The organism is Bacillus sp. DB-2 (assembly GCF_003315125.1).
GTDB classification, from domain to species: Bacteria; Bacillota; Bacilli; order Bacillales; family Bacillaceae_G; genus Bacillus_A; species Bacillus_A mycoides.
Genome location: NZ_QNRN01000006.1, coordinates 181,061 through 205,016 on the forward strand (window position 1 = coordinate 181,061; position 23,956 = coordinate 205,016).

The 23,956-nt window shown below is 33.0% G+C and carries 26 protein-coding genes; 18 read left to right on the forward strand and 8 right to left on the reverse strand.

Features of this window, described 5'->3' with window-relative positions; all coding sequences use genetic code 11:
* Positions 1-67 precede the first annotated feature (67 nt).
* The 4 genes from pdxR (at position 68) to DET63_RS12355 (ending at position 3,074) form a co-directional block, all read left to right on the forward strand.
* Positions 68-1,501 carry a MocR-like pyridoxine biosynthesis transcription factor PdxR gene (gene pdxR / locus DET63_RS12340; protein ID WP_002088019.1) on the forward strand — a complete coding sequence of 478 codons (1,434 nt, stop codon included), beginning with the start codon at positions 68-70 and terminating at the stop codon, positions 1,499-1,501.
* Between the two features lie 33 nt (positions 1,502-1,534).
* Positions 1,535-1,891 carry a CidA/LrgA family holin-like protein gene (locus DET63_RS12345; protein WP_113936857.1) on the forward strand — a complete coding sequence of 119 codons (357 nt, stop codon included), beginning with the start codon at positions 1,535-1,537 and terminating at the stop codon, positions 1,889-1,891.
* 23 nt (positions 1,892-1,914) lie between these two features.
* On the forward strand, positions 1,915-2,586 hold the full coding sequence (locus DET63_RS12350; RefSeq protein ID WP_002088016.1) for an LrgB family protein: 672 nt from the start codon (positions 1,915-1,917) through the stop codon (positions 2,584-2,586).
* 65 nt (positions 2,587-2,651) lie between these two features.
* Positions 2,652-3,074 (forward strand): YfmQ family protein, encoded by a 423-nt coding sequence (locus DET63_RS12355; RefSeq protein WP_113936858.1) that lies wholly within the window; start codon positions 2,652-2,654, stop codon positions 3,072-3,074.
* A gap of 55 nt (positions 3,075-3,129) precedes the next feature.
* On the opposite strand, the gene DET63_RS12360 is transcribed toward DET63_RS12355, so the two are convergent.
* Entirely contained in the window at positions 3,130-3,819 is a 690-nt protein-coding gene (locus tag DET63_RS12360) for a Crp/Fnr family transcriptional regulator (protein ID WP_113936859.1), read from the reverse strand.
* Positions 3,820-3,897: 78 nt separating this feature from the next.
* Here DET63_RS12360 and DET63_RS12365 point away from each other — a divergent pair, with 78 nt between their 5' ends.
* Positions 3,898-4,653, forward strand: coding sequence for an HAD-IIB family hydrolase (locus DET63_RS12365; protein ID WP_113936860.1), 756 nt, complete (start codon positions 3,898-3,900; stop codon positions 4,651-4,653).
* Positions 4,654-4,706: 53 nt separating this feature from the next.
* Here the strand turns inward: DET63_RS12365 and DET63_RS12370 are convergent, their stop codons facing one another.
* Both DET63_RS12370 and DET63_RS12375 read right to left on the reverse strand, forming a co-directional pair.
* Entirely contained in the window at positions 4,707-5,120 is a 414-nt protein-coding gene (locus tag DET63_RS12370; protein ID WP_113936861.1) for a CBO0543 family protein, read from the reverse strand.
* Positions 5,095-6,273 (reverse strand): DUF2515 domain-containing protein, encoded by a 1,179-nt coding sequence (locus tag DET63_RS12375; protein WP_113936862.1) that lies wholly within the window; start codon positions 6,271-6,273, stop codon positions 5,095-5,097. Before DET63_RS12375 ends, DET63_RS12370 begins: the two co-directional genes overlap by 26 nt.
* A gap of 467 nt (positions 6,274-6,740) precedes the next feature.
* Here DET63_RS12375 and DET63_RS12380 point away from each other — a divergent pair, with 467 nt between their 5' ends.
* Genes DET63_RS12380 through DET63_RS12395 form a run of 4 tightly spaced genes read left to right on the forward strand, consistent with a single transcriptional unit; the run spans position 6,741 to position 10,055 of the window.
* Positions 6,741-7,727, forward strand: a complete 987-nt coding sequence (locus tag DET63_RS12380) for a UDP-N-acetylglucosamine 4,6-dehydratase family protein (RefSeq protein ID WP_113936863.1) — start codon at positions 6,741-6,743, stop codon at positions 7,725-7,727.
* Complete coding sequence (locus DET63_RS12385) at positions 7,724-8,635, forward strand: SDR family oxidoreductase (protein ID WP_113936864.1); 912 nt, start codon at positions 7,724-7,726, stop codon at positions 8,633-8,635. Before DET63_RS12380 ends, DET63_RS12385 begins: the two co-directional genes overlap by 4 nt.
* Positions 8,636-8,660: 25 nt before the next feature.
* Complete coding sequence (locus DET63_RS12390; RefSeq protein WP_060752180.1) at positions 8,661-8,969, forward strand: DUF6572 domain-containing protein; 309 nt, start codon at positions 8,661-8,663, stop codon at positions 8,967-8,969.
* Positions 8,970-8,990: 21 nt separating this feature from the next.
* A complete protein-coding gene (locus DET63_RS12395; RefSeq protein WP_113936865.1) occupies positions 8,991-10,055 on the forward strand; it encodes an undecaprenyldiphospho-muramoylpentapeptide beta-N-acetylglucosaminyltransferase in 1,065 nt (354 codons plus the stop codon).
* Positions 10,056-10,154: 99 nt separating this feature from the next.
* Here the strand turns inward: DET63_RS12395 and DET63_RS12400 are convergent, their stop codons facing one another.
* Entirely contained in the window at positions 10,155-12,875 is a 2,721-nt protein-coding gene (locus DET63_RS12400; protein ID WP_113936866.1) for a putative bifunctional diguanylate cyclase/phosphodiesterase, read from the reverse strand.
* 433 nt (positions 12,876-13,308) lie between these two features.
* Here DET63_RS12400 and DET63_RS12405 point away from each other — a divergent pair, with 433 nt between their 5' ends.
* The 4 genes from DET63_RS12405 (at position 13,309) to DET63_RS12420 (ending at position 16,033) form a co-directional block, all read left to right on the forward strand.
* Positions 13,309-13,695 (forward strand): VOC family protein, encoded by a 387-nt coding sequence (locus tag DET63_RS12405; RefSeq protein WP_113936867.1) that lies wholly within the window; start codon positions 13,309-13,311, stop codon positions 13,693-13,695.
* A 212-nt stretch (positions 13,696-13,907) separates the two neighbouring features.
* Positions 13,908-14,723: an alpha/beta fold hydrolase gene (locus DET63_RS12410; protein WP_113936868.1), complete on the forward strand. Its 816-nt coding sequence runs from the start codon at positions 13,908-13,910 to the stop codon at positions 14,721-14,723.
* Between the two features lie 95 nt (positions 14,724-14,818).
* The gene (locus tag DET63_RS12415; RefSeq protein ID WP_113936869.1) at positions 14,819-15,394 is read left to right on the forward strand and encodes a histidine phosphatase family protein; all 576 of its coding nucleotides are present in this window, start codon (positions 14,819-14,821) and stop codon (positions 15,392-15,394) included.
* Positions 15,395-15,715: 321 nt separating this feature from the next.
* Positions 15,716-16,033: a hypothetical protein gene (locus DET63_RS12420; protein ID WP_113936870.1), complete on the forward strand. Its 318-nt coding sequence runs from the start codon at positions 15,716-15,718 to the stop codon at positions 16,031-16,033.
* A 136-nt stretch (positions 16,034-16,169) separates the two neighbouring features.
* Here DET63_RS12420 and DET63_RS12425 read toward each other — a convergent pair whose 3' ends face one another.
* Positions 16,170-16,814: a YczE/YyaS/YitT family protein gene (locus DET63_RS12425; protein WP_113936871.1), complete on the reverse strand. Its 645-nt coding sequence runs from the start codon at positions 16,812-16,814 to the stop codon at positions 16,170-16,172.
* Positions 16,815-16,997: 183 nt separating this feature from the next.
* Here DET63_RS12425 and pepT point away from each other — a divergent pair, with 183 nt between their 5' ends.
* The 3 genes from pepT to DET63_RS12440 all read left to right on the forward strand — a co-directional run bounded on the left by pepT (position 16,998) and on the right by DET63_RS12440 (position 19,716).
* Positions 16,998-18,230, forward strand: a complete 1,233-nt coding sequence (gene pepT / locus DET63_RS12430) for a peptidase T (protein ID WP_113936872.1) — start codon at positions 16,998-17,000, stop codon at positions 18,228-18,230.
* 101 nt (positions 18,231-18,331) lie between these two features.
* A complete protein-coding gene (locus DET63_RS12435; RefSeq protein ID WP_113936873.1) occupies positions 18,332-19,396 on the forward strand; it encodes a lactonase family protein in 1,065 nt (354 codons plus the stop codon).
* 14 nt (positions 19,397-19,410) lie between these two features.
* The gene (locus tag DET63_RS12440) at positions 19,411-19,716 is read left to right on the forward strand and encodes a hypothetical protein (RefSeq protein ID WP_016362105.1); all 306 of its coding nucleotides are present in this window, start codon (positions 19,411-19,413) and stop codon (positions 19,714-19,716) included.
* Between the two features lie 12 nt (positions 19,717-19,728).
* Here DET63_RS12440 and DET63_RS12445 read toward each other — a convergent pair whose 3' ends face one another.
* The 3 genes from DET63_RS12445 to DET63_RS12455 are packed head-to-tail and all read right to left on the reverse strand — an operon-like array spanning position 19,729 to position 21,744.
* A complete protein-coding gene (locus DET63_RS12445; RefSeq protein WP_113936874.1) occupies positions 19,729-20,640 on the reverse strand; it encodes a DNA-3-methyladenine glycosylase 2 in 912 nt (303 codons plus the stop codon).
* 2 nt (positions 20,641-20,642) lie between these two features.
* Positions 20,643-21,167, reverse strand: a complete 525-nt coding sequence (locus tag DET63_RS12450) for a methylated-DNA--[protein]-cysteine S-methyltransferase (RefSeq protein ID WP_113936875.1) — start codon at positions 21,165-21,167, stop codon at positions 20,643-20,645.
* A gap of 4 nt (positions 21,168-21,171) precedes the next feature.
* Positions 21,172-21,744: a bifunctional transcriptional activator/DNA repair enzyme AdaA gene (locus tag DET63_RS12455; RefSeq protein ID WP_113936876.1), complete on the reverse strand. Its 573-nt coding sequence runs from the start codon at positions 21,742-21,744 to the stop codon at positions 21,172-21,174.
* A gap of 154 nt (positions 21,745-21,898) precedes the next feature.
* Between DET63_RS12455 and DET63_RS12460 the strand changes: the two genes are divergently transcribed.
* Positions 21,899-22,657: an exodeoxyribonuclease III gene (locus DET63_RS12460; protein ID WP_113936877.1), complete on the forward strand. Its 759-nt coding sequence runs from the start codon at positions 21,899-21,901 to the stop codon at positions 22,655-22,657.
* A gap of 309 nt (positions 22,658-22,966) precedes the next feature.
* Positions 22,967-23,932 carry an iron-hydroxamate ABC transporter substrate-binding protein gene (locus tag DET63_RS12465; RefSeq protein ID WP_002087985.1) on the forward strand — a complete coding sequence of 322 codons (966 nt, stop codon included), beginning with the start codon at positions 22,967-22,969 and terminating at the stop codon, positions 23,930-23,932.
* Positions 23,933-23,956 lie beyond the last annotated feature (24 nt).

Genomic DNA, 23,956 nt, shown 5'->3' on the forward strand with positions numbered 1-23,956 from the left:
TACCATTTATGCAGTGAATACTGTTATTAATGAGTTCAGGACACCAGCTTGGAGAGGAGGGAACTAAATGGAATGGCAACCGAATCGTGAAGATAAGATACCAGTTTATAAACAAATTGCTGATTACATTGAAAGAGGCATTTCTACCGGTGAATTCCCTTCTGATAGAAAATTGCCTTCCGAGCGTATGTTAGCACAGAATTTACAAGTGAACCGGAGTACGGTCGTAGCTGCTTATGAGGAATTGAAATCACTTGGGGTAGTAGAACGGAAAAAAGGAAGCGGCACTCGGGTGAATACAGATATATGGGGTGTGTCACATAAACGAATACCGAACTGGGGTAGGTACGTTGAGGATGGATCGTTCTTACCTAATGTACCACTTGTTCAACAAATTCGAACGGAAACACAAAAAGATGATTTAATCAATCTAGCGAGTGGTGAATTGTCATCAGATTTAATTCCGAGTGATAGATTTCGAACAATTTTGTCGGAGAAAACATTTATGGGAAATCTCGGTTATGACCATCCGCTTGGAAATGAAATGTTGCGAAAAACCATTGCGGCACATGTCGAGCAATATAAACAAATAGAAGCAGATTCAAGCTCTATTCTTATTACATCTGGAGCTCAGCAAGCACTTAATCTTATCGTTCAATGTTTGTTAAAGCCTGGAGATGCGATTGCAATTGAGGATCCCTCCTATTGTTATTCACTTCCAATGTTTAAATCAGCAGGTTTAAAAATATTCCGTTTACCAGTTGATCAGCATGGTATGAATCCAGATGACTTAATCGATTTGCACAAAAAGCATCGCATTCGTATGGTGTTTTTAAATCCGGATTATCAAAATCCAACTGGAACGGTACTTTCATTGGCAAGACGTAAAAAGGTTTTAGAACTATCTTCTGAATTTGGTATACCGATTGTAGAAGATGATCCGTATAGTTTGACTTCTTTTAATGGAGAAGTGAATCCAACATTGAAATCGATGGATCAAAATGGGAATGTTCTTTATGTGAGCTCATTATCAAAAATTGTTGCATCAGGATTACGTATTGGTTGGGTAATTGGCCCCACGCGCGTAATTGAGAGATTGGCAGATGCGAAGCAGCAAGTTGATTTCGGTCATAGTGTATTTACACAGTGGGTAGCGAACCAATTTTTAGAATCTGAGGATTTTCATACGCATATTACGATGCTTCGTGGACAACTGAAACAAAGAAGAGATGAGTTAATTAGAAAGCTTGAAGAAATATTAGGGGACCAGATTGAATTTTTCGTTCCTGAGGGCGGAATACATTTATGGTGCAAAGTGCAAGGAACGTTTGATGAATATCATTTACTAGGTGAATCTATACAAAATGGTGTAGCATTTGTCCCAGGAAGCGTCCTAGGTTCGAAAAGTGAATATATCCGATTTACTTTTGGCAGAGCGAATGTAGAACAAATTCAGCTTGGAGTTACAAGGTTTGCGGAAACATTAAATGAGATTTCATAATAGTGAAGCGTAATATGGAAATGAGGGAAAGAAATGAAGTACGTGACGCTTTTACTTCAAGTAGGCGTGCTATATGTGTTTAGCTTAGCTGGTACGTGGATTCAAGGAGTATTCCATCTGTCGATGCCAGGAAGTTTAATAGGGATGTTAATATTGTTTCTACTCCTTTCTACTCGTGTTTTTCCATTAAAGTGGTTTGAGGTAGGGGCAGAAAAGTTAATAGTATTTTTACCGTTATTTCTAATTCCTTCGACAACAGGATTAATGGAATATGGATCTTTTCTTTTAAGTAAGGGGAGTGTTATATTCCTTTTAGTAGTTGCAAGTACGGTAGTAACATTGATTGTTTCAGGGTATGTAAGTCAATTATTAGTAACATCAAAAAAATAAAATCGACAAGGTGCACGATTCAAATGGTCTTAATTATTATTACTGTAGTAATTTATTTATTGGCGACAAAATTATATAAAAAATTTACGTTTCCATTTACGTTACCGGTATTAACAGTTACAGCAATTATGATTTGCTTATTTTTGATATTTGGTATTTCTCATCATGAGTATAAGGAAAATGGGGGAGACATTCTTTCAGGTTTTTTGAGTCCTGCAATTGTAGCGTTAGCCATACCTCTATTTAAAGAGCGAAAGATACTTATGAAAAACTTTTTAGCGATACTAATCGGCGTAGTGATAGGTATAGTGGCTTTAACGAGTATGAATGTAGTGATTGGTGGAATTTTAAATATAGATAAGGAACTTATATTAACAACTTTACCACAATTAGCGACAATGCCTATTGCCATTTCATTAGCAGATCAAATTGGTGGCATTCCATCTATGACTTCTAGTTTTGTAGTTGTTGCAGGAATAACAGGTGCTATTATCGGACCGACAGTACTTAAGTTTTTCCGTATAACAAGTACGATTGGAAAAGGAGTGGGGATGGGCTGCGCATCACATATTATTGGTGTGAGCCGTCTAGTGAAAGAAGGAGAGAAAGAGGCAACTATCGGTTCGGTAACGATGATTGTAACAGGGATACTTATTAGTATATTAGTACCTTATGGAGTGAAATTTTTATTTTGAAAATCAATGAATCGTAATAAGGAGCATAACACTACTCATTTTAGAGCGTAATGGAGATGATGAAAATGACAACATGGTTTATAGTTACATTATGTATTTTTGGTGCTCTTAAAGTACTAGTTTCTAGTATGCCAACTTCTGTTGTAGAATCAATTATTAGTAGATTTGAGTTACACCAAAAACTTGATGAGGAAAATACTACTGTAACGGTAGATGGGGAAAGTATAGAAGGAGAAATGAAACTTCAAGTTATTCATGAATTTAACGAGGCTTTATTTTTAGATAAACATTATTTTCCGCCGCAAGGGAATGGTACACCGATAGTCATGGAGACGAAGAAAGGAAAAAGAGAGATTAGATTTTCTATATATAGCTACGAGGAACACGTTGATGTGGTAAAGCAATATAAGAAGAAAGTAGTTGCATATCGTTTGCGATCAAAAAGCCTTCAAAGTCGTTCAGTAGCAGTAACTGAAGATTATGCTTAAGAAGAGGCCGTTGTAAAAACGGTCTCTCTATTATAGGTAGGATGTATATAATTAATTATTCATATCGTAGTCCATTGGAAAGTTCTTCAATAGCTTTCCAATGGACTACGATAATTTGTTTGTTATTTTTATGAATTATATCGTTAGCTATTAGTTTTTCAATGACTCGATTAAGATGACGGGTAGTAGTCCCGATTAATGAGGCGATTTCATGATGATCTTTAGTATGAATTTCTCGCCCAAATAAATTAGAAGGATTTCGGGCTGTACATAAATAACTAGCAAAGCGTGTCTCCACAGAAGCCAGTAAATTGATACGTGAAGCTGTTGTGCAAGTTTGGAGTTTATAAGTGACATGATGAATTAGCTCTTGAAGAAAGACTACATCGTGTAATAAGTAACTTGTTACATAATTTTTATCGATAAAAAGAAAATCAGACTGTTGTTCGGAAATTACATGAGATTGTATGTCTACGGATTGAATTAATTCAATATCCCCCATGATAGAAACTGCAGAACAAAATCGTAGTAATAATGCTTTACCTGTAATTACACTTGAAGTTATTTTTGTACGTCCTGACATTTGAATGTAAAGGCCGTCGATAGCTGCACCTTCTTGTAGTATAGTTTCTTTTGCTGCATATCTGCGAATCTCAAATGGATGATTGAATTGTTGGAATAGCTTCTTTATGTACTCATTATTTAAGTAGCTTAATAATAAGGTATTATCTGCAATCTTTTGCATAATGTTTCTCCTTTTGGGACATCTGTCCTATCTATTATAAAATAATTCATATACATTAAAAAGAAAGGAGTGATGTATATGAAATTTATTTTTGATATTGATGGTACTATTTGTTTTAAAGGAAACGCAGTAACGAAAGAGATTATTCAAGCGCTAGACGTTTGTCATAGTATAGGACATGAGATTATATTTGCATCTGCTAGACCAATTAGAGATTTATTACCTGTTCTACCAACTCATATGCATCATTATTCAATGATTGGTGGAAATGGTGCTTTTATCGCAAAGGATAGAGAAATTGTTGAAGTTATACGTTTTGACATTGAAACAGTAAGTGCTATGCGTTCAATCATAGAAAAGTATAGTCTTTCCTATTTGGTAGATAGTCAATGGAACTATGCTTATACAGGAAGTGAGAGTCACCCTATCTACAAAAACATAGACCCTAATCAATTGGCTATTAATATGAATATTGATGAAATTGGTGAAGTAGTAAAAGTGGTTTTATTTCCTGATAATATAAAAAAAGAATTAATCATAAATGCGTTGGAAGAACTTCCTATAAGAATATATGAGCACGATAAAGAGGGGATTATTGATATAAGTCCGCCACATATTGATAAATGGGAAGGTTTAAAACGATTAGGTATAAAAGAGGGAGAATTCGTAGTGTTTGGTAATGATTCGAACGACTTATCAATGTTTATACATGCTAAGGAAAGTATTTGTGTTGGGAGTCATGAAGTATTAATAAATCATGCGTCCGTATGTTTAAAGGTTGACGAGCAAAGTATTGTTGATAAAATTATTGAGTTAGCAAAGTCATATGCATAAAAATGTGTATGTGAAACATAATAAAAACGGGTACTAAAAGGATTGTTAGCCTTTTAGTACCCGTTTTTATTAATGATTGACTGATAGACTTTCCATATGAAAAATAAAAACAACATATATCCAAACAAAGAATAACTATGCTGCCAATCCGTACTATGTACAAATAAACCTAACCTCTCAGCAACTTGTTCAAAAATACTAGCACAAAGCCCTATTAAAATAATAAATAGAGTTCTAGAAACTGCAGATAATGTTTTTGAAATTTGTATGAAAATGATTGTTAAAATTGGTAGCACAAACAACGTAAAGCCTATGTTAACTGAAAATATAGATGAGAAAGGTCTAACTGGAAAGGAATATATTTGTGTATGCACAAAGAAAGCATCTAAGCAAGTTCCAACAATAGAAGAAAGTAAGACTGTAACTAATAATGCTAAAAAATCATTCTTCTTCTCGAAGGAGGACATTTTTCTTTGCGAGAATTGCGAGTTCAATTTTTTCGAGTGTTTTGCAGTAATCTTCTGTAATTTGTCCATTTATATTTTCCTCCTTATCAACTAAATAATTTACAACTTGCCAATCGTTAAACCAATCTTCATTTTCAACTTCTTCATGTTTCATATCCCGCCATGCATAGATGAGTGCAGGGCTGTATATACGATACGCGTCACTACGTAACTGGCATTTCTTTATTCGGCGTTTATAAAACTCACGCGAAAAAGATTCATTTACACTAGAAAATAAATGAGGCCAGTAATCTTTTCTTGAGCCTGTATGTGGATGGTGATCGACCCAGTTTATTATTTGAGATAAAATATGTGTATCCCGAAATAACAATGAATACAACCGTTTTCCAAGTGAAATTCGTTCATGCAAAGAGGTGAAATGTTTCATTGTATCACCAAATAGTAATACTTTTTGCTTTTTATCATTTTCGTAAAATGGGAAAAGGATATGATTAAACTGAAAAAAATCAAAGAGTTTAAATCCAATACTATTTAATACAGTCTTTTTAAAGTGTGTATTTTGAATAACTCTTTTTTCTAAGTAGTTTTGTTCATTAATAATAGTTGCGATCGCTAATGTTTTTTTGTTACCTGTTTTCCAAAAATCGTTCCACATTGTTTCCATAAATGTAGAAACATTTAAGTGAGTGAGAAGGTGAAATAGCTTTTTTGATTTTTTTACACTTTGCTCATATAGTAAAAATTGAGGATATACATCTTGGAAAATGAGCCAATTTCCTCTTTCTAAAAAAGAGAAAAATGTAATTTGATCTTTCTCGGATAAAAGCCTCGTATATAAATCTCCCTTTAAATCTGTCATATTCCAGCCACCGTTACGTGATACGATATGCCCAAGTAGTGCCCAATGTATTTCTGGATATTGAATGTAAAATTGGTAGTATGCACGTGTTCTTGTGACGTTATTTTTATTTAGTTCTTTTGTCTGAGCTTTAATTTTATCGATGATAAGTTGCTCTTCTTTCGTTAATTTATATATGGTAACAGAAGAGATGAGATCGCTTTTTTGTTGTAACTCGTTTTTCACGTCGAATAGGGAGAGAGGGAGTGCTTTTGAGAATTCTTTAGATGTATTGTTTGAATTGCTTTGGTACATTCCATTACCTCCCTTTGCTATGAGTTTAAATGTGGTATTGGTTATGAATCATTCCATTTATCCCGCTATTAACGAGCAGTAAGACTCCCATCTCAAAAGTCGGCTAAAGCAAAGAAGTTAGGTGAGGGTGGGGCTGCTCGTAAAAGCCCGATTGATTCAACTAATAATCAGTGGGGGATGGACAAAATCCCCACTAATTAAAGTTTCACTTTATTTTATTACGAGTATAAGAAATAAATGAGCGGTGTTTTTTAAATCAGTAATATAGTGATCATTCAAACAGTATAAAGAAAATCTAATTGCTAAGAAGTGAAATGAAAAACAGAAACTATTAAAAAATAGTTTCTGTTTTTTTATTTTGTCAATTAAATGTAACAAACGACGATTATGATTTGAATCAATTGAAAATAATTCAATAACCTTAATAAATACAATTTGAATTGAAATGTATGGTAGGAGGAAAAGGAATGCTTAATAAAATAATTTTAATTACTGGTGGTACAGGTTCGTGGGGACATGAACTTATAAAACAACTATTAGAAAAATCACCGAAAGAAATTAGAGTTTTTTCAAGGAATGAAACGGTTCAGTTTGAAATGCAGCAACAGTTTATAAATGAAAAGAGATTAAAATTTATTATTGGAGATATTCGTGATAAAGAGCAACTAGTATATGCTTGCCAAGGTGTACATTATGTATTTCATCTTGCAGCTTTAAAGCATGTTCCAGTATGTGAATATTATCCTTATGAAGCTATAAAAACAAATATACATGGTACGCAAAATGTAATTGAAGCATCTATCCAGAATCAAGTTGAGAAAGTTATATATGTTTCAACTGATAAAGCGGCCGATCCATCAAATACGTATGGGATGACAAAAGCAATTGGTGAAAAATTAATGGTTCATGCGAATGTGCAAACGAAGAAAACAAAATTTATTTGTGTTCGTGGCGGAAATGTTTTAGGAACGAGTGGAAGTGTGGTACCGCTTTTTAAAAAGCAAATTAAGCAATCTTCAAAAGTAGGGATTACGGATGCAAATATGACTAGATTTTTCTTAACCATTGAAGATGCTGTTGGATTGTTATTTAAAGCAGCATCTGAAGGAAGAGGAGGAGAAATCTTTGTTATGAAAATGCCAGCATGTAAAATAACGGATTTAGCAAAAATATTGATTGAAGATTCAAAAAAAGAAAACGTGAAGATAAAAGAGGTAGGGATAAGACCTGGTGAAAAATTAAGTGAAATGCTTTTATCTGAGGTAGAGAGTAAAACAAGTATTAGTTTTGATCAAAATTATTTTGTGGTACTACCGACTATTCCTATAGAAGGACTTCAAGAATATTATGCTAGTTATCCGCTTGTGGATGTGAATAGTTTTAGTTCTCAACAAGACTTACTTACAAAACATGAGGTGAAACAAATGTTAGAAAAAGGAGGGTTTTTACGATGAAAAAAAATGCGAGCCTTTTAATAACTGGTGCAAATGGCTTCACAGGACGTCATGCTTACCAATATTTTTTAGAGCAGGGCTTTCATGTAATTCCTATGTTTCAAAATCGTTCACATAGAGAAAAAATCGAAAATGGTATTACTTGTGATTTAACAAATAAGAGTGAAGTAATGAAGGTAATTAAACAAATAAAACCAGACTATGTATTGCATTTAGCAGGAAGAAACTCAGTTAATGAGTCTTGGACAGCTTCTCTGGAATATATAGAGATTAACGTAATAGGGACTTTATATTTATTAGAAGCCATTAAGCAGGAAGCCTCGCATTGTAAAACATTAGTTATAGGATCTGCATTGCAAGCAGATAGTATGAAAAACATAAAAGTTTCAAATCCATATAGTTTAAGTAAAACTATGCAAGTCATTATTGCAGAGGCTTGGGGCGGATTAATGGATTCAAATATTATCATTGCAAAGCCCTCAAATTTAATTGGTCCAGGAGTATCGAATGGCATTTGTTCTATTCTTGCAAAAAAAATGATAGATATACAGTTGGGGAAAAGTGAACCAATTATTGAAATAAACAGTTTGAAAGATAGTAGGGACTTTCTGGATGTACGTGATGCAGTTAAAGCGTATCATGTGTTATTACGTGATGGTATAAATGGAAAACAATATAATATTGGATCAGGAGTAAAACGCTCTTTATTAGATGTATTGGAGCAATTTAAAGGATTAACACAGCTGAATTTTACTATAAAAGAAAAAGAGAATAGTGGGAGCAGCTCAAATGAAAATTTATTATTAGAGGATATAAAAAAATTAGGATGGATTCCAGAAATTCAATTTCAGCAATCATTAAAAGATGTACTTGAATATGCGAAGTGTAGTGAAATCTGCATTCAATAAAAATATAAAAGGATGTAACAAATATATGAATTGTTATGAAGCGATAGATAATCAAAGTACGCTATTTCTTTCGATTGTTGATACGTTGGATTGGAAAGATGAAGAAGCGCATGTGTTGCACCTCTATGAGGCAATAAATCAATATCGAGCGTATGTGGAAGAAAAAAAGGTTGATCGAATAAAGCCAGCACTAGAGACTAGAACTAGGCATGTGATTCAAGTTTTTGCTCAGTATGAGTGTAGTGAGTATGGAAATGATTTTTATGAACTCATCAAAGATCTCTTACAAGATATAGGACTTGAGTTAAAGATTAATATAAAGCTAGATTTTTAATGATAAAGGTGGATATAAGTTATGAATAAAAAGATTCTCTTTACTGGGGGCGGTACAGCCGGACACGTAATGATTAATATGGTATTGATTCCTAAATTTATAGAAAAAGGATGGGGAGTTGAGTATATTGGATCTCAAAATGGAATTGAAAAATTATTAGTTCAAAATGTTAAGTATAATAGTATTTCAACAGGAAAACTTAGGAGATATTGGGATTGGGAGAACTTTAAAGATCCTTTTAAAATTATAAACGGTTGTTTACAAAGTTATAAATTAATTAAGAAAATGAAGCCTGACGTTATCTTTTCGGCAGGAGGATTTGTTTCAGTTCCTGTAGTTATAGGGGCATGGTTAAATCGTGTACCTATAATAATACGTGAACCAGATAGTACGTTAGGGTTGGCAAATAAAATAGCATTACCTTTTTCTAAAAAACTATGCACAACATTTCCTCAAACAGGGGGTAATGTAAGTACTGAGAAGAAGGTTTATGTAGGGCCAATTGTAAGGGAAGAAATTGAGAGAGGTAACGTATTACGAGGAAGAAGCTATTGTAAATTTCAGCAAGATAAACCGGTATTGTTAATAATGGGTGGGAGTCAAGGTGCTAAGTGGATAAATGATATGGTAAGGAAAAGTTTAGATACATTATTATTAAATTTTAATATTGTTCATATGTGTGGTAAAGGGAAGGTGGATTCTTCTATCGGAATGGAAGGTTATATGCAATTTGAATATATAGGGGAAGAGTTACCGCATATACTGAATATGGCAAGTGTTGTAGTTTCCAGGGCTGGTTCTACTGCTATTTCTGAATTGTTATTTTTGAAGAAACCGATGTTGCTTATTCCGTTAACTAATGGTTCCAGTAGAGGGGATCAAGTTTTAAATGCTGACTATTTTTCTAGGCAAGGATATGCGGAAGTTTTACTTCAAGATAGAGTAAACAGTAGTACATTTACACATGCAGTAAATAAGTTGTATACAAATAAGGAGAGATATATTCAAAACATGAATGGATATAAGAAAACAAATGATGAGGGGATTCATCAATTAATAGATATAATAAATGAAGTGGTGAAGTAATAGAAATTTAAATAGAAATACAAAAGGAAAGAAGGTATCTTCTTTCCTTTTTACTATAGTTGCTCAAATTCATTATTACTTATACCGATTAGCTATGTACTATTGGTGAATACCGATTTCTAATAGCTCAGTAAATGCATTAGTATGAATAGGTTTACTGTAATAGTAACCTTGAATAAACTGACATTTATTTTTTTGAAGGAAATTTACGTGTTCTTTCGTTTCTACACCTTCAGCAATGACAGACATTCCTAATGTATGTGCTAATGTGATGATCGTTTTAATGATTTCCATTCCATCTTCACACGTTTCAGACATTGTAAGAAATTCTCTCGGGATTTTTAACGTATCGATGGGATATAAAGGTAAGTAGGCTAGGGAAGAATAGCCTGTACCAAAGTCGTCGATTGAAATGTGAATCCCTAAACTTTTTAGTGTACGCAGTTTTATCAATGTTTCTCTCTCATCCATCATTGCAATTCGTTCTGTTAATTCTAGATCAAGGGAACTTGCTGGTAAGCCTGTAGTTGCTAAAGTAGAAGAAATAGATTTTACAAAGCCTTCTTGTTCAAATTCTTTAGCAGATAAATTTACCCCTATTTTTAAATGCGAATATCCGAGTGCGTGCCAACGTTTCATTTGCTCACAAGCCTGCTGTAATGTCCATTTTCCTATTGGAATAATTTGTAGTGTTTCCTCTGCAATCGGAATAAACTCGTATGGAGAAATAACACCTAATTCAGGATGATTCCACCTGATTAAAGCTTCTGCACCGATAATTTTATTAGATTCACTATCAACTTGAGGTTGATACAAAAGGAACAATTCTTCATTTTGTATTGCGTTTGGTAAATCTTTTTCTAATCGTAATCGTCTTTCGATTTTTTTAGCGATTACATCGTCATAAATAGAGACAGAGTTAAGCTCTTTTGCCTTTGCATCATACATTGCAACATTAGCGTTTTTTAGAAGTGTAGAGGTATCGATTCCGGAATGTGGATAAATTGAGATGCCGATACTAAGTGATAAAGTTAATGTATGCTCATGTATAACAAACGGCTGTTCCATACTTTTAAATAATTGGTTACATAACTCGAATAAGGAATCTTCGTCAGTATAGTTTTCAATTAAGATTGTAAACTCATCACCGCCGATTCTGGACAGATGAGTATGTAATGGAAGACATGATTGGAAACGTTTTGCTACTTCTTCTAATATGTAATCACCTGACGAATGTCCAAGTGTATCGTTAATTACTTTAAAGCGATCTAAATCTAAATATAATAATGCAAACTCACTTTGTGTTGTTTGAGCATTTTTTATAAATTTTCTTAACTTCCTATGGAAAAAGGATCGATTCCCAATTTTCGTTACAATATCGTGGAATGCTAAATATTTTATTTCTTCTTGTTGTTTTTTTAGTGCGGTAATATCCTTTACCATAATATAGCTTCCTGAAATTTGTCCATCTATTATAATAGGAACGATGGTAACGTATAAAAAATAAGTAAAGCCATCTTTATATTGAGAACTAAGTTGTAAGGATGCTGATTCTTGTTGTTTAACTTTTTCTAATGCAGATATCAGTTTATGTTTATCTGCATCTAAAATAATAGAAAAACATGTCTCACCAAGTAACTCGTTCGTTGGTGCTCCAAGTAGTATGCTTCCTGCTTTATTTACATTTAAGAATATTCCATTTAAATCAATCGTAAAAATGGGATCAGGATGATATTCATATAATGATTTGAATTTTTGTTGTTTCTGAGATAGGGCCTCTGATTTATGGACTAAATCAGAAGTTCTTAAAGTAACTTTTTCTTCTAGTTGAGCATTAAATACTTGTAAACGTTTTGTTAGGGTGTCGTTTTGCATACGCACAATAGAATGGCGAATAAGTACGAAAACAAAAGCGATACAATTTCCTGTAATGAGAGTTGAAGATGATGTTTGTTCTTTTAACGTAAACCCGATTAGTATTGCAACAGCAAGATAGGGAAATACGACTAAAACTTTCTTTCCTAGTATAGGGTTTACAATGAAATAATTTTTATCGCTATTATCATCTTCTGAAATAGACCCAGCTATTGCGATAAGCAATATAGGTATTCTATATAAAAGACGTAAAAATGTTATAGTGTCAGTTGATAAATGGGTATTTAAGTAAAAATAAATATAGTTAAAAGTTGCAGAACTAATTAATACAAAAATAAAGATATAAATTTTCCGCTTGGACTTAAAAATTGTTGGGCGGAAAAAGAGACTAACACCTAGTAGAAGAAATAATAGATCTGCAATTGGATATAGAAATGAAAGGAAAATATCTGCGAGTGAAAGTGAGAATATATTTAAATTTGGCTGATTAAATAAATACCATTCTAATGTGAATATGGAAGTAAGTACTATACATATATCACAAATAAAGAAAGCTTTTTCCCATTTATTGCATTCTTTTAAAATCTTATAGCAAAAAGCGATAAGGCAGAAGAATAGAAAAAACATGTAAAATACATCAGAAATAGTAAAATGATGTATTGGAAGTTCGAAAAAGGTATCTTGATACGTATATACTACTTTTCCTAATAAAAAACTACCAATTGCAATTGTAATACATATCCAAAAAGGATTTGAACTAACTTTTTTAGAGTATATAGAGTATATTAGCGATATAAATGTAATGACTTCAACGATGAGTGAAGCAAAGCGTACATTGAAATTTGAAAAATGAGTAGGGAACAGAAAGAAAAACATAAAATAGATTGAATAGCATATTAGTGTTGTAATTAATATACATAGTTGTAAATTTTTATTTATTTTCAATAAAATCACCTTCTTTAAGTATGAACTATATTCGTAATATCTATACGTATTAATATTACTTAAGGATTGTATCAGATTTCCTTATAAAAAGCATGATTATAAGAAAAAATGAAGAATGTAATACTTCTAAAAATTGAAAAAGTATTGAGTTCAATAATTTTTAGTTTATAAGGAATACAGAGGAAATTTGTATATTTAGTCATCCTTTAGATTTTAAAGGTTTTTTAGTGATTTGCAAGCGGAGATGTAAAATTGCATATAAAGTGATGGGAACTTCTCTCTAGATGAGGGGAGTTTTTCGTTATTAAAGTGTATTAAGTAAGACCTTTGTATGTACCTATTCTCATACTAATGAGGGATTAAAGAAACGTGTTGATTATATACAATAATATGTAATACAGTAATTGATTTTTAATATGGAGGGAAAATCACGATGAAATGGGTGAAGTTTAGAATAGCACGTCCAACTGATAAATTTGAAGAGGTTATTGCATTCTATGAAGAAGGATTAGGTTTAAAACGTATAGGTGAGTTTTATGATCATGATGGTTATGATGGAGTCATGTTTGGTCTACCGGATGAAGAATATCATTTAGAATTTACAAGACATATAGATGGAAGCCCATGTCCAGCCCCAACAAAAGATAATTTACTTGTGTTTTATATAAGAGAATATAATGAAATAGAAAAAGTGAGTAAAAGGCTGCATGCAATGGGATACGATGAAGTAGAACCAGAAAATCCATATTGGAAAGAAAAGGGGATTACTATTGAGGACCCAGATGGTTGGAGAATTGTATTGATGCAAATAGAAGAATGAGGCTAGAGAAATTTCGAATTTTGATAGAGTATAAGAAAATATAAAAAAGTTTCCTTGGAGGAGATACACTCATAGGGAAGCTTTTTGTATTTGTAATCTGAAAATTAAGATTTGAAATTAAGTTCTGAAAAGATGTAAAATGAGAACGTGTATTCTTTTGAGTTTGAGCGGGTTGTTTTTAAAGGTGAATATAAAAATAGGGAGGTTTTTTTATGATATGCCGGATTAGGGATGCAGAAGTATACTATGAAATCATTGGAGAAGGAAAGCCAGTACTTATCATACATGGGTGTTCTCCTGACCATAGATTAATGAAGAAATGTATGGAAACAGTGTTTCAGAAGTCTGTAGGATATCAACGAATTTATATTGATTTACCTGGAATGGGGAAATCGAATGCCCCAGATTGGATAAATAGTTCAGATTGTATATTAGAACTGTTAACTGCATTTATTGAGAAAATCATCCCAACTAAAGATTTTTTACTAGTAGGAGAGTCTTACGGGGGATATTTAGCTAGCGGGATACTTTCAAAGATGTTTGATAGAGTTAATGGATTATTGTTAGTATGTCCTGTTGTTGTAGCGCAACGAGAAAAAAGGCTTCTTCCAGATAAACAGGTAATTGTAAGAGATGAAGAATTTTTAAACGCGCTTACTTCAACCGAAAGGGAAGAATTTTGTGAATTAGCAGTGGTTGCGAATGAGTATACATATAAGCGTTTCAAAGAAGAAATTAAGCCTGGGCTAGATATTGCTAATGATGGGTTTATTGAAAGATTACAAAAGAATTACTCTCTTACTTTGGACTTCCAGCATAAAAAATATGAGAAACCTGTTCTTTTATTAGCTGGAAGACAAGATATATCGGTAGGTTATCAAGATATTGTAGGAATCATTGAAGATTATCCAAGAGCAACATTAGCGGTATTAGATATGGCGGGACATAATTTACAAATTGAACAGCCTGAATTATTTGAGAGTTTAGTTTTGGAGTGGGTTAGACGAACTGCTCAGCAAAGTTCATAAAAAAAGAATAAATTAATATTTTGATTGTATTCAAGTTTTGATACGGAAAAGATTAAAGTAAGTAATTAACTTATAAATATTTTCAAGGAGGAATTATGAATACATATATCTATATGGTTAGGCATGGTGAATCACCAAAATTAGAAGGAGATGAAAGAACACGTGGATTAACTGAGAAGGGAACTTTAGATGCCCATAAAGTAACTGAGATATTAAAAACAGAGGGGATTGATACTTTCATTTCAAGTCCGTATAAGAGGGCAATGTTAACAATAGAAAAGTTAGCTAATTCCCATGAAAAAGAAATAGTAGTATATGAAAATCTCAAAGAGTGTAGATTTTTAAGTGAGGATAAGATTATATCAGATAAGGAAGTGTATCCACTCGTAAAGAAGATGTTCTCTAATCCAGATTTCACACTAACTGGAGGAGAGTCGTATGTGGATTGTCAGAGAAGAGTAGTGAAAATATTAAAAGAAATATTAATAGATTTTCAAGGACATAAAATTGTAGTTGGTACACATGGGCTTGTAATGACATTGATGATGAACTATTTTGATAACCAATATGGGCTTGAATTTTTAATGAATACATCAAAGCCAGACGTATATAAGCTGGAATTTAAAGACGAGCAATTAATAAATGTAGAGAGATTATGGAGAGAGAAATGAAATGGATTATATGGAGTGTGTTTTAAAAATTACTTTTAAAACACACTCTTTTTTTGAAGAGAAATAGTTTTTATCAACTATTTTTAGAATGTTAAATTAATAAGTAATTATTCAGATTTTGAATAATTTATTGGAAAATTGGTTTAGGGAAACAATTTTAAATGTGACAAAACTCCAAACGCTGGATTTATATTCAATAGGAGAAAAAAATGTAGAATTTTGTCTTACTGTACACGTTTACTTTTCATTTCTTAACATATAGGCTTTGTGGTGTAAGGGGGGACATCGCCTTTACACTAAAATTATAAGGAGGTCATTGTGATGAAAAAAATGAAAAAATTTGCAGGAGTAGCTCTAGCGGGTTCAATTGGATTAAGTGGATTACTTTTTTTAGAACCAAGTGTAAGCGCTGCAGAAACACCACAAGCGAAAGAGGAGAAGTTCAATACTATTAATGTAGCGATGAATCAAAGTGAATCTTATATATTGAGTGGTAGAAGTATTGATATTCTTTCAGGAGATAAAGAAGCGGTACAATTAAGTAATTATACAGTTCAGTTCAATAAACCGGGTAAGTATGTTATTAGAGTAAATGGTTGTATTTATAATGATGTATATACTTTTATTGTGAATGAGTAGTATATGCTCTTGATGTTTAATTAAATATATATTATCGGATGAAAAAAGAAACACCCTATTTGCGGTGGGAATCGTAAATAGGGTGAATTATTTGTAAGAAAGTTAATGAAAAGAGTAATTGTTATTAAGTTATGTTTTATATATTTTCATTAATTTGCTCTTTGTTTTTGCTATGTAAAGTATGTAAGAGTGTTTGAAATATCTTAAATGATTGCTGAAAGATTGGACTTTGAATAAAAGTGTATAGAAAAGTTACGATGAAAACAGGACCTCCTAGCATATATCCAATAACTAGTACAAAGCATTCTACAATGATTCGAGCACGACTAATAGATAACCCAGTTTTGTCAGAAATAGTAAGCATGAATCCATCGCGAGGTCCAGCACCAATCCCAGCCGCAACATACATCCCTCCCCCAATTCCTGTAATTGCAATACCAGAAAATAAAATGAGTAAGTTTATCCATAAATAATCACTAGCGTTTGGAAGGATGTTTGATCGTAAGAAAAAGTCCATAATAGGACCGATAAGTAGTGCATTTAAAAATGTACCCACGTTTATATATTTTGGATCTACTAATAAAGAGATAAGAACGAGGCATAACCCACATATGACACTCCAAGTACCAAGTGTCCATCCGAATCGTTCATAGAGAGCCATATTTAATACTTCCCAAGGGTGTAAACCGAGGAATTTAACTTTGACTGCGAGAGCATTTCCAAGTCCAAAAAAAATTAATCCTAGGAAAAAAAGAAAATAGCGAAAGAGAGTTAGCCTCATCTTTAAAACCTCCCAATATATAATGATGTATATTACATGTTTGAATTTAAATGTACAAATATTATGTCTTTTTATGATTTATTAAAAATGTAAATGGATATATATTTTCACAGTCAAAAAAGTTAAAATATTTCGTTTTAAGGATTATAATGGAGAAAGAAACAGAAAAGGGAGTGAAAGAACTTGAAACAAGAACTTATTGAAAGATTTACGAGATATGTAAAAATTGATACCCAATCAAATGAAGAAAGTCATACAGTACCAACAACACCTGGACAAATTGAATTTGGTAAGTTATTAGTGGAAGAGTTAAAAGAGATTGGATTATCAGAAGTGACGATGGATGATAATGGTTACGTAATGGCAACATTACCTGCAAATACAGATAAAGATGTTCCTGTAATCGGCTTTTTAGCGCATTTAGACACAGCAACAGATTTTACAGGGAAAAACGTAAACCCACAAATTCATGAAAATTTTGATGGTAATGCGATTACGTTAAATGAAGAATTAAATGTTGTGTTAACACCTGAACAGTTCCCGGAATTACCATCATATAAAGGACATACAATTATTACAACTGATGGTACAACACTTCTTGGAGCAGATGATAAAGCTGGTCTTACAGAAATCATGGTAGCAATGAACTATTTAATACATAATCCGCAAATTAAGCATGGGAAAATAAGAGTAGCATTTACACCGGATGAAGAAATTGGTCGTGGACCAGCGCATTTTGATGTAGAAGCGTTTGGTGCATCGTTTGCTTATACGATGGACGGAGGTCCATTAGGTGGTTTAGAATATGAGAGTTTTAACGCTGCAAGCGCTAAATTAACTTTTAAAGGGACAAATACACATCCTGGAACAGCGAAAAACAAAATGCGTAACGCAAGTAAACTTGCTATGGAATTCGATAGACAGTTGCCAGTAGAAGAGGCGCCAGAATATACTGAAGGGTATGAAGGTTTCTATCATCTACTCTCTTTAAATGGTGACGTCGAGCAAAGTAAGGCTTACTATATTATTCGAGATTTTGATCGTACTCATTTTGAAGCGCGTAAAAATAACATTAAAGATATTGTGAAAAACATGCAAGAGAAGTACGGTGAAAATGCGATTGTTTTAGAGATGAATGATCAGTACTATAACATGCTTGAAAAAATTGAACCAGTGCGAGAAATTGTTGATATTGCATATGAAGCGATGAAAAGTTTAAATATCGAACCGAACATCCATCCAATTCGTGGTGGAACAGATGGATCACAATTATCGTATATGGGATTACCAACGCCAAATATTTTCACTGGTGGTGAAAACTATCACGGTAAATTTGAGTATGTTTCGGTAGATACTATGGAAAAAGCTGTTCAAGTAATTGTAGAAATTGCAAGACGATTTGAAGAACAAGCTTAAAAAGAGAACCAAGTAGTAATGAAGTGCTACTTGGTTCTTTTCTATAGTAAAAAATACAAAGTGAAACTTGTTACAAGACGTTTGTAAAAGGGGGAAATGTTATGAGTGAAAATCAGTTTCATGGTTATATAGGGACATATACCAAAGCAGAGAGTAAGGGGATTTATAAATTTATACTTGATACGAACATCGGAGAACTTAAAGGGATTGAATTAGCAGCTCATATAGGAAGTCCGACATATGTAACGATTAGTCATAACAACGAGTACCTTTATTCTGTTGCGAAAGATAATGGGTTAGGTGGAATTGCTAGTTTTTCCATTCATAATAAATCCGGTAATCTAAATTCGATTAACATGCAAGTTTTAGAAGGGGTATCGCCGTGCTATGTAAGTGTGAATCGGGAGAATAGTATAGTAGTAGCAGCGAATTATCATAAAGGAACAGTTGAATCTTATATAGTGAAAAAGGGTAGTGGAAGTATAAATACTGCTACGACAATTGTAGAACATAAAGGTTCAGGACTGAATAAGGAAAGACAAGAAAAGGCGCATGCTCATTATGCGAATTTTACTCCTGATGAAAAATATGTAGTAGCAGTTGATTTAGGAATAGACAAGGTGATTACATATAAAGAAAGTGACGGAGGATTAATGGAAGCTGCTTGTTTATCTGTTAAACCTGGTAGCGGTCCGAGACATCTTGTATTCCATCCCAATAAACATCTTGCATACGTTATGACGGAACTAAGTTCAGAGATTATTGTACTGCAATATGATGCACATAGTGGTAGTTTTAAAGAAAAACAATATATCTCTACATTACCTGAAGATTATAGTGAAGAAAGTTATGGAAGTGCAATTTATATCTCTTCAGATGGCAAATTTGTTTACGCAGCAAATAGAGGGCATAATAGTATCGCAGTTTTTCGAGTAAATGAGCATAATGGAGAGCTAACTTTTATTGAAACAGTATCGACAGAAGGAGATTGGCCACGGGACTTTTCTTTAGATCCGACAGAAAGATTTTTAATTGCTGCGAATGAAAAATCTAATACATTGACTTTATTCTCTAGAAATGAATTAACGGGGAAATTAGTGCTCTTACAGGATGGAATAAGTGCGCCAGAACCGGTATGTGTGAAGTTTTTGCATGTGAAAAAGTAGATAGGAGAACATTTATGAATTTCAAAGATTATAAGGTCTGTCATATATATGGACAACAAATGTGGCATGATCAAGCTATTATTATTGGAAATAAAGAAGGGTTAGAGCAATTAAGGGATATGATTGATTTGGCAATAAATGAAAATCAAAGTGAAGAAGTTTTCTTTCCAGTTGATTTCGAAGGATATACTTTAAAAGTCATGTGTGTAGAAGACGATGAGAAGTTAGAACACTTATCTTTACCATATCATGATGAAAACTATTATACAAAAAGCGATGATGAAATATCACCTGAAAATATATTAAAAAAAAGCACTTAAAAATGCTTTTTTTTAATATAGAACACGCCACAAATAAAAAGTCGCGTAAGACTCCCAATGTATCCAATTTACTGCAAATTCTTTTATTTCATTTTTAGTCGGTTTCTTTTCGGAACCTGTTATAAATTTAATTGCATTATGCAAACCAACATCATCAATTGGAAAAGCTGAAGGGAATCGTAAACAACGCATCAAAACATAGTGAGCTGTCCATGGCCCTATACCGCGAATGCTAGTTAATTGTTTTTCAGCTTGCTTCACATCTTGTATTTGTAATAGAGATTCTTTTGATAATTTACCTTCTGTAATGAGCTGCGCGACGTCAATTAAGTATTCGCACTTTCTTGTAGTCATTTTTAACATTGCGAGATCTTCTACACGTAGATTTGCTATTACTTCAGGTGAGGGGAATATCCAATGTTTTCTATCGTTCCAATCTACATAATCGCCAAAATTTTCGACTAATCTTCTTTTTAGAGTATAGGCATATGTGAGGTTGATTTGTTGACCTAGAATCCCCCAGCATAGTGCTTCAAATAAATCCGGAATTCCCAAAGTACGAAGACCGTAAAATTCTTTAATGGGTTTTTGAAGGAGTGGGTCGTGTTTAGCTAATTTATAGAAGGGAGCTAAATCAGTAGTTAAATCAAACCACTCTTTTACATAGTTAGATACGGCATCGTGTGCCCATTTTTCAGAGACATATGATTCTCCTAAAAAACGTATTTGAATATTACTATCGGCATTCAAACCAATTTCAACTAATGGATTTATGTTTTGAACAGGAATGACTTTATAGATTTTATTGTTTTCAATATGAAACATACATTCATTTTTAGAACGTGATAGATAGCGTAAGTTTTCTTGAAAACTAAATTCTTTTGGAACGACTAAAGACAATATTTCATTACAGCCCTCTGTCATATTTACTCCTCCCGAAGCGCTTCTAATTTGAGCAATTCTTTTTTCATTTCTAAACCACCTCTAAAACCGGTAAGTTTACCATTTTTCCCAATAACGCGGTGACAAGGAATAGTGATAAGCAGAGGATTTGCCCCAACGGCAGTCCCAACTGCACGTACAGCGTTAGGTTTTTGAATTCTTTCCGCAATCTCTGAATAAGAATGTGCCTCCCCATAAGGAATTTCACGTACTGTATTCCAAACAGCTAATTGAAATGCAGTTCCGTAAACATCGATAGGAATTGTAAAGGTTTCTAGTTTGGTTTCCAAATACTCGATAAGTTCTTTTGTATATGTTTGCAGATGATCTGGATTTTGGATGAATGTATGTTGTGGCAGTTTTTTGCTAGCCCACGTATTTAGTTCTTCAAAAGTTTCATTTTGCGATCCGATGAAGCATAATCCATTTGAAGTAGCTGCAATATGCATACGCCAATGTTTATGAATAAGCAATGTCCAATATATAGTTTTATTTTCATATGGTTTCATTATTTCATACCTCTTTTATTCCGTTCTTTTTTCGATATTCAGTAGGGGTAAATCCTGTCTTCTTTTTAAATAAAGTCGCGAAATACTCCGGATTTTCTATCCCGACATCAGTACTAATTTCCATAATGGATTGATTTGTATGTGAAAGGTATTCTGTCGCTTTTTTAATTCTGAATTGCTGTATATATTCTATTGGACTAATCCCTACAATTTTCTTGAAAGTGCGTTGTAGATGATAAGGGCTACCATGGCATATTTCTGCGAGTAAGTCGAGGGTTAACACGTCACAATAATGTTTTTGGATATATTCTTTAATTTGCTCTACCCATTCTTCATTAGGTAAAGTTAGCCCGTTTGGTTTACAACGTTTACACGGACGAAAATTTTCATGTAATGCTTGCTCTGCCTTAAGAAAAATACGTACATTGTTTTTATTCGGCATTCTCGATTTACATGATGGTCGGCAAAAAATACCGGTTGATTTTACAGCGTAAAAGAATTTGTCATCATATGTGGAGTCATTATGAATAATTGCTTGCCAATACTCATTTGTTACTGTGAACTCTTCATTATGCACAGAACATCACCTCTGGCATTAGTATAACCTGAATAAAGTACGTATGTACGTATTTACGAATGTAAGAGCAAGATTACAAAGATGAAACTATGATAGGGTATCTATTTTGTGTTAGCATGAAAATTGAAAATGCACATCAAGAGGAGGAACATAGATGAAGTTGATTTCATGGAATGTAAATGGTTTGCGAGCAGTTATTGCAAAAGGTGGATTTCTAGAATATCTAGAAGAATCTAATGCAGATATATTTTGTTTACAGGAAATTAAATTACAAAGTGGACAAATTGATTTAAATCCCGAGGGATATTATACATATTGGAATTATGCTGTGAAAAAAGGCTACTCAGGAACGGCTATTTTCACGAAAAAAGAACCGATTTCTGTTACATATGGTTTAGGGATTGAAGAGCATGATCAAGAAGGACGAGTTATTACGTTAGAATTTGATGATTTTTATATGATAACGCTGTATACACCAAATTCTAAACGAGGATTAGAACGTTTAGATTACAGAATGGAATGGGAAGATGATTTCAGGGCGTATATTAAGCGGTTAGATGAGAAGAAACCAGTTGTTTTTTGCGGTGATTTAAACGTTTCTCATAAAGAAATCGATTTAAAAAATCCGAAAAGTAATCGGAAAAATCCTGGTTTTTCCGATGAAGAAAGAGAGAAATTCACATGTGTTTTAGAGGCGGGATTCATTGATACGTATCGCTATCTTTATCCTGATCAAGAAGGAGCGTACTCATGGTGGTCATATCGTATGGGTGCAAGAGCGAAAAATATCGGTTGGCGTTTAGACTACTTTGTGATTTCTGAAAGGCTAAAACATAAAATTACCGATGCGAAAATTAATAGTGAAGTGATGGGATCGGACCATTGTCCAGTTGAATTACATATAGATTTCTAAAAAAAGAAGTATCTTCCTGAAAAAAGGAGATACTTCTTTTTTGTTCAGTTTGTTAAAATTTTTCAAATCATTCTTGAAATAATCTGATATTAAATATATACTTAATAACGATAATCATTATCACTGTTAGTGATTATCGTGGGATGAGGGTTGTAAAGAATTTAATACTAGGGGAAGTGAACGAGAATGGCTCTCCATTTTACGTAGATTTATTAATGATGTGAAATATAGATGAGGATTATGTTTCATATAATTAAGTTTCATTGTTGAAATAATATATTTGAAGATTTCGAGAGGAGATATATAAAGATGAACAAGAAGTTATTTACATTAGGGATGGTTACAGTTTTAAGTGTTGGTTTAGCAGCATGTAATAGTGCAGACAAAACTTCTGGGGAACAAAAACAACAGACAAAGGCTACGGAAACGAAAAAAGACGAAAAGCGAAAGATTACATATTTAGGTAAAGAATATACAGTACCAGCAAAAGTAGATAAAATTGCGACAGCTAGTTTAGAGTCAATGGAAGATGCGGCAGTACTTGGAATTAAACCGGTAGGTGCAATTACGGTTGGTGGGAAATTACCAGGGAACGTTGCAAAAGATTTAGAAGGTGCGAAATCTGTCGGTGAGAAAATGGAACCCAACTTTGAAACATTACTTCAATTAAAACCTGATGTTATTACATCAAGTACGAAATTCCCAGCAGAAGCGGCTGAGAAATTTACGAAGGTAGCTCCAACAATCCCAATATCACATGTTTCTACAGATTGGGAAGAAAACTTAAAATTAATGGGAGAACTATCTGGTAAAAAAGACAAAGCAGAAAAAATTATTAAGGATTATAAAGCAGACGCTGAAAAAGCGAAAGCAAAAATTGGAGATAAGTTAAAAGATAAAAAGGTACTTGTAATAAGATTAAGAGCTAATACATTATTCGTTTATCCAGAAGGAGTATACTTCAACCCTGTAATTTATAAAGACCTTGGATTAACTGCTCCAGAACAACTTAAAAATGTAAAAGCGCAAGAGAAACTCTCTTTAGAACAACTGGCTCAAATAAATCCAGATTACGTATTTTTACAATATGAAGCAAGTGAAAATAATAAACCGAAAGTGCTAGAAGAAATAGAAAGTAATCCAATTTGGCAAAGTGTAAATGCTGTAAAAGAGAAGAAAGTATTTGTAAATACTGTAGATCCTATTGCACAAGGTGGTACTGCTTGGAGTAAAACAGTATTTTTAAAAGAAGCAGTGAAAAATTTGACTAAATAATAAAATTAGTAAGGTGCGTTGAAT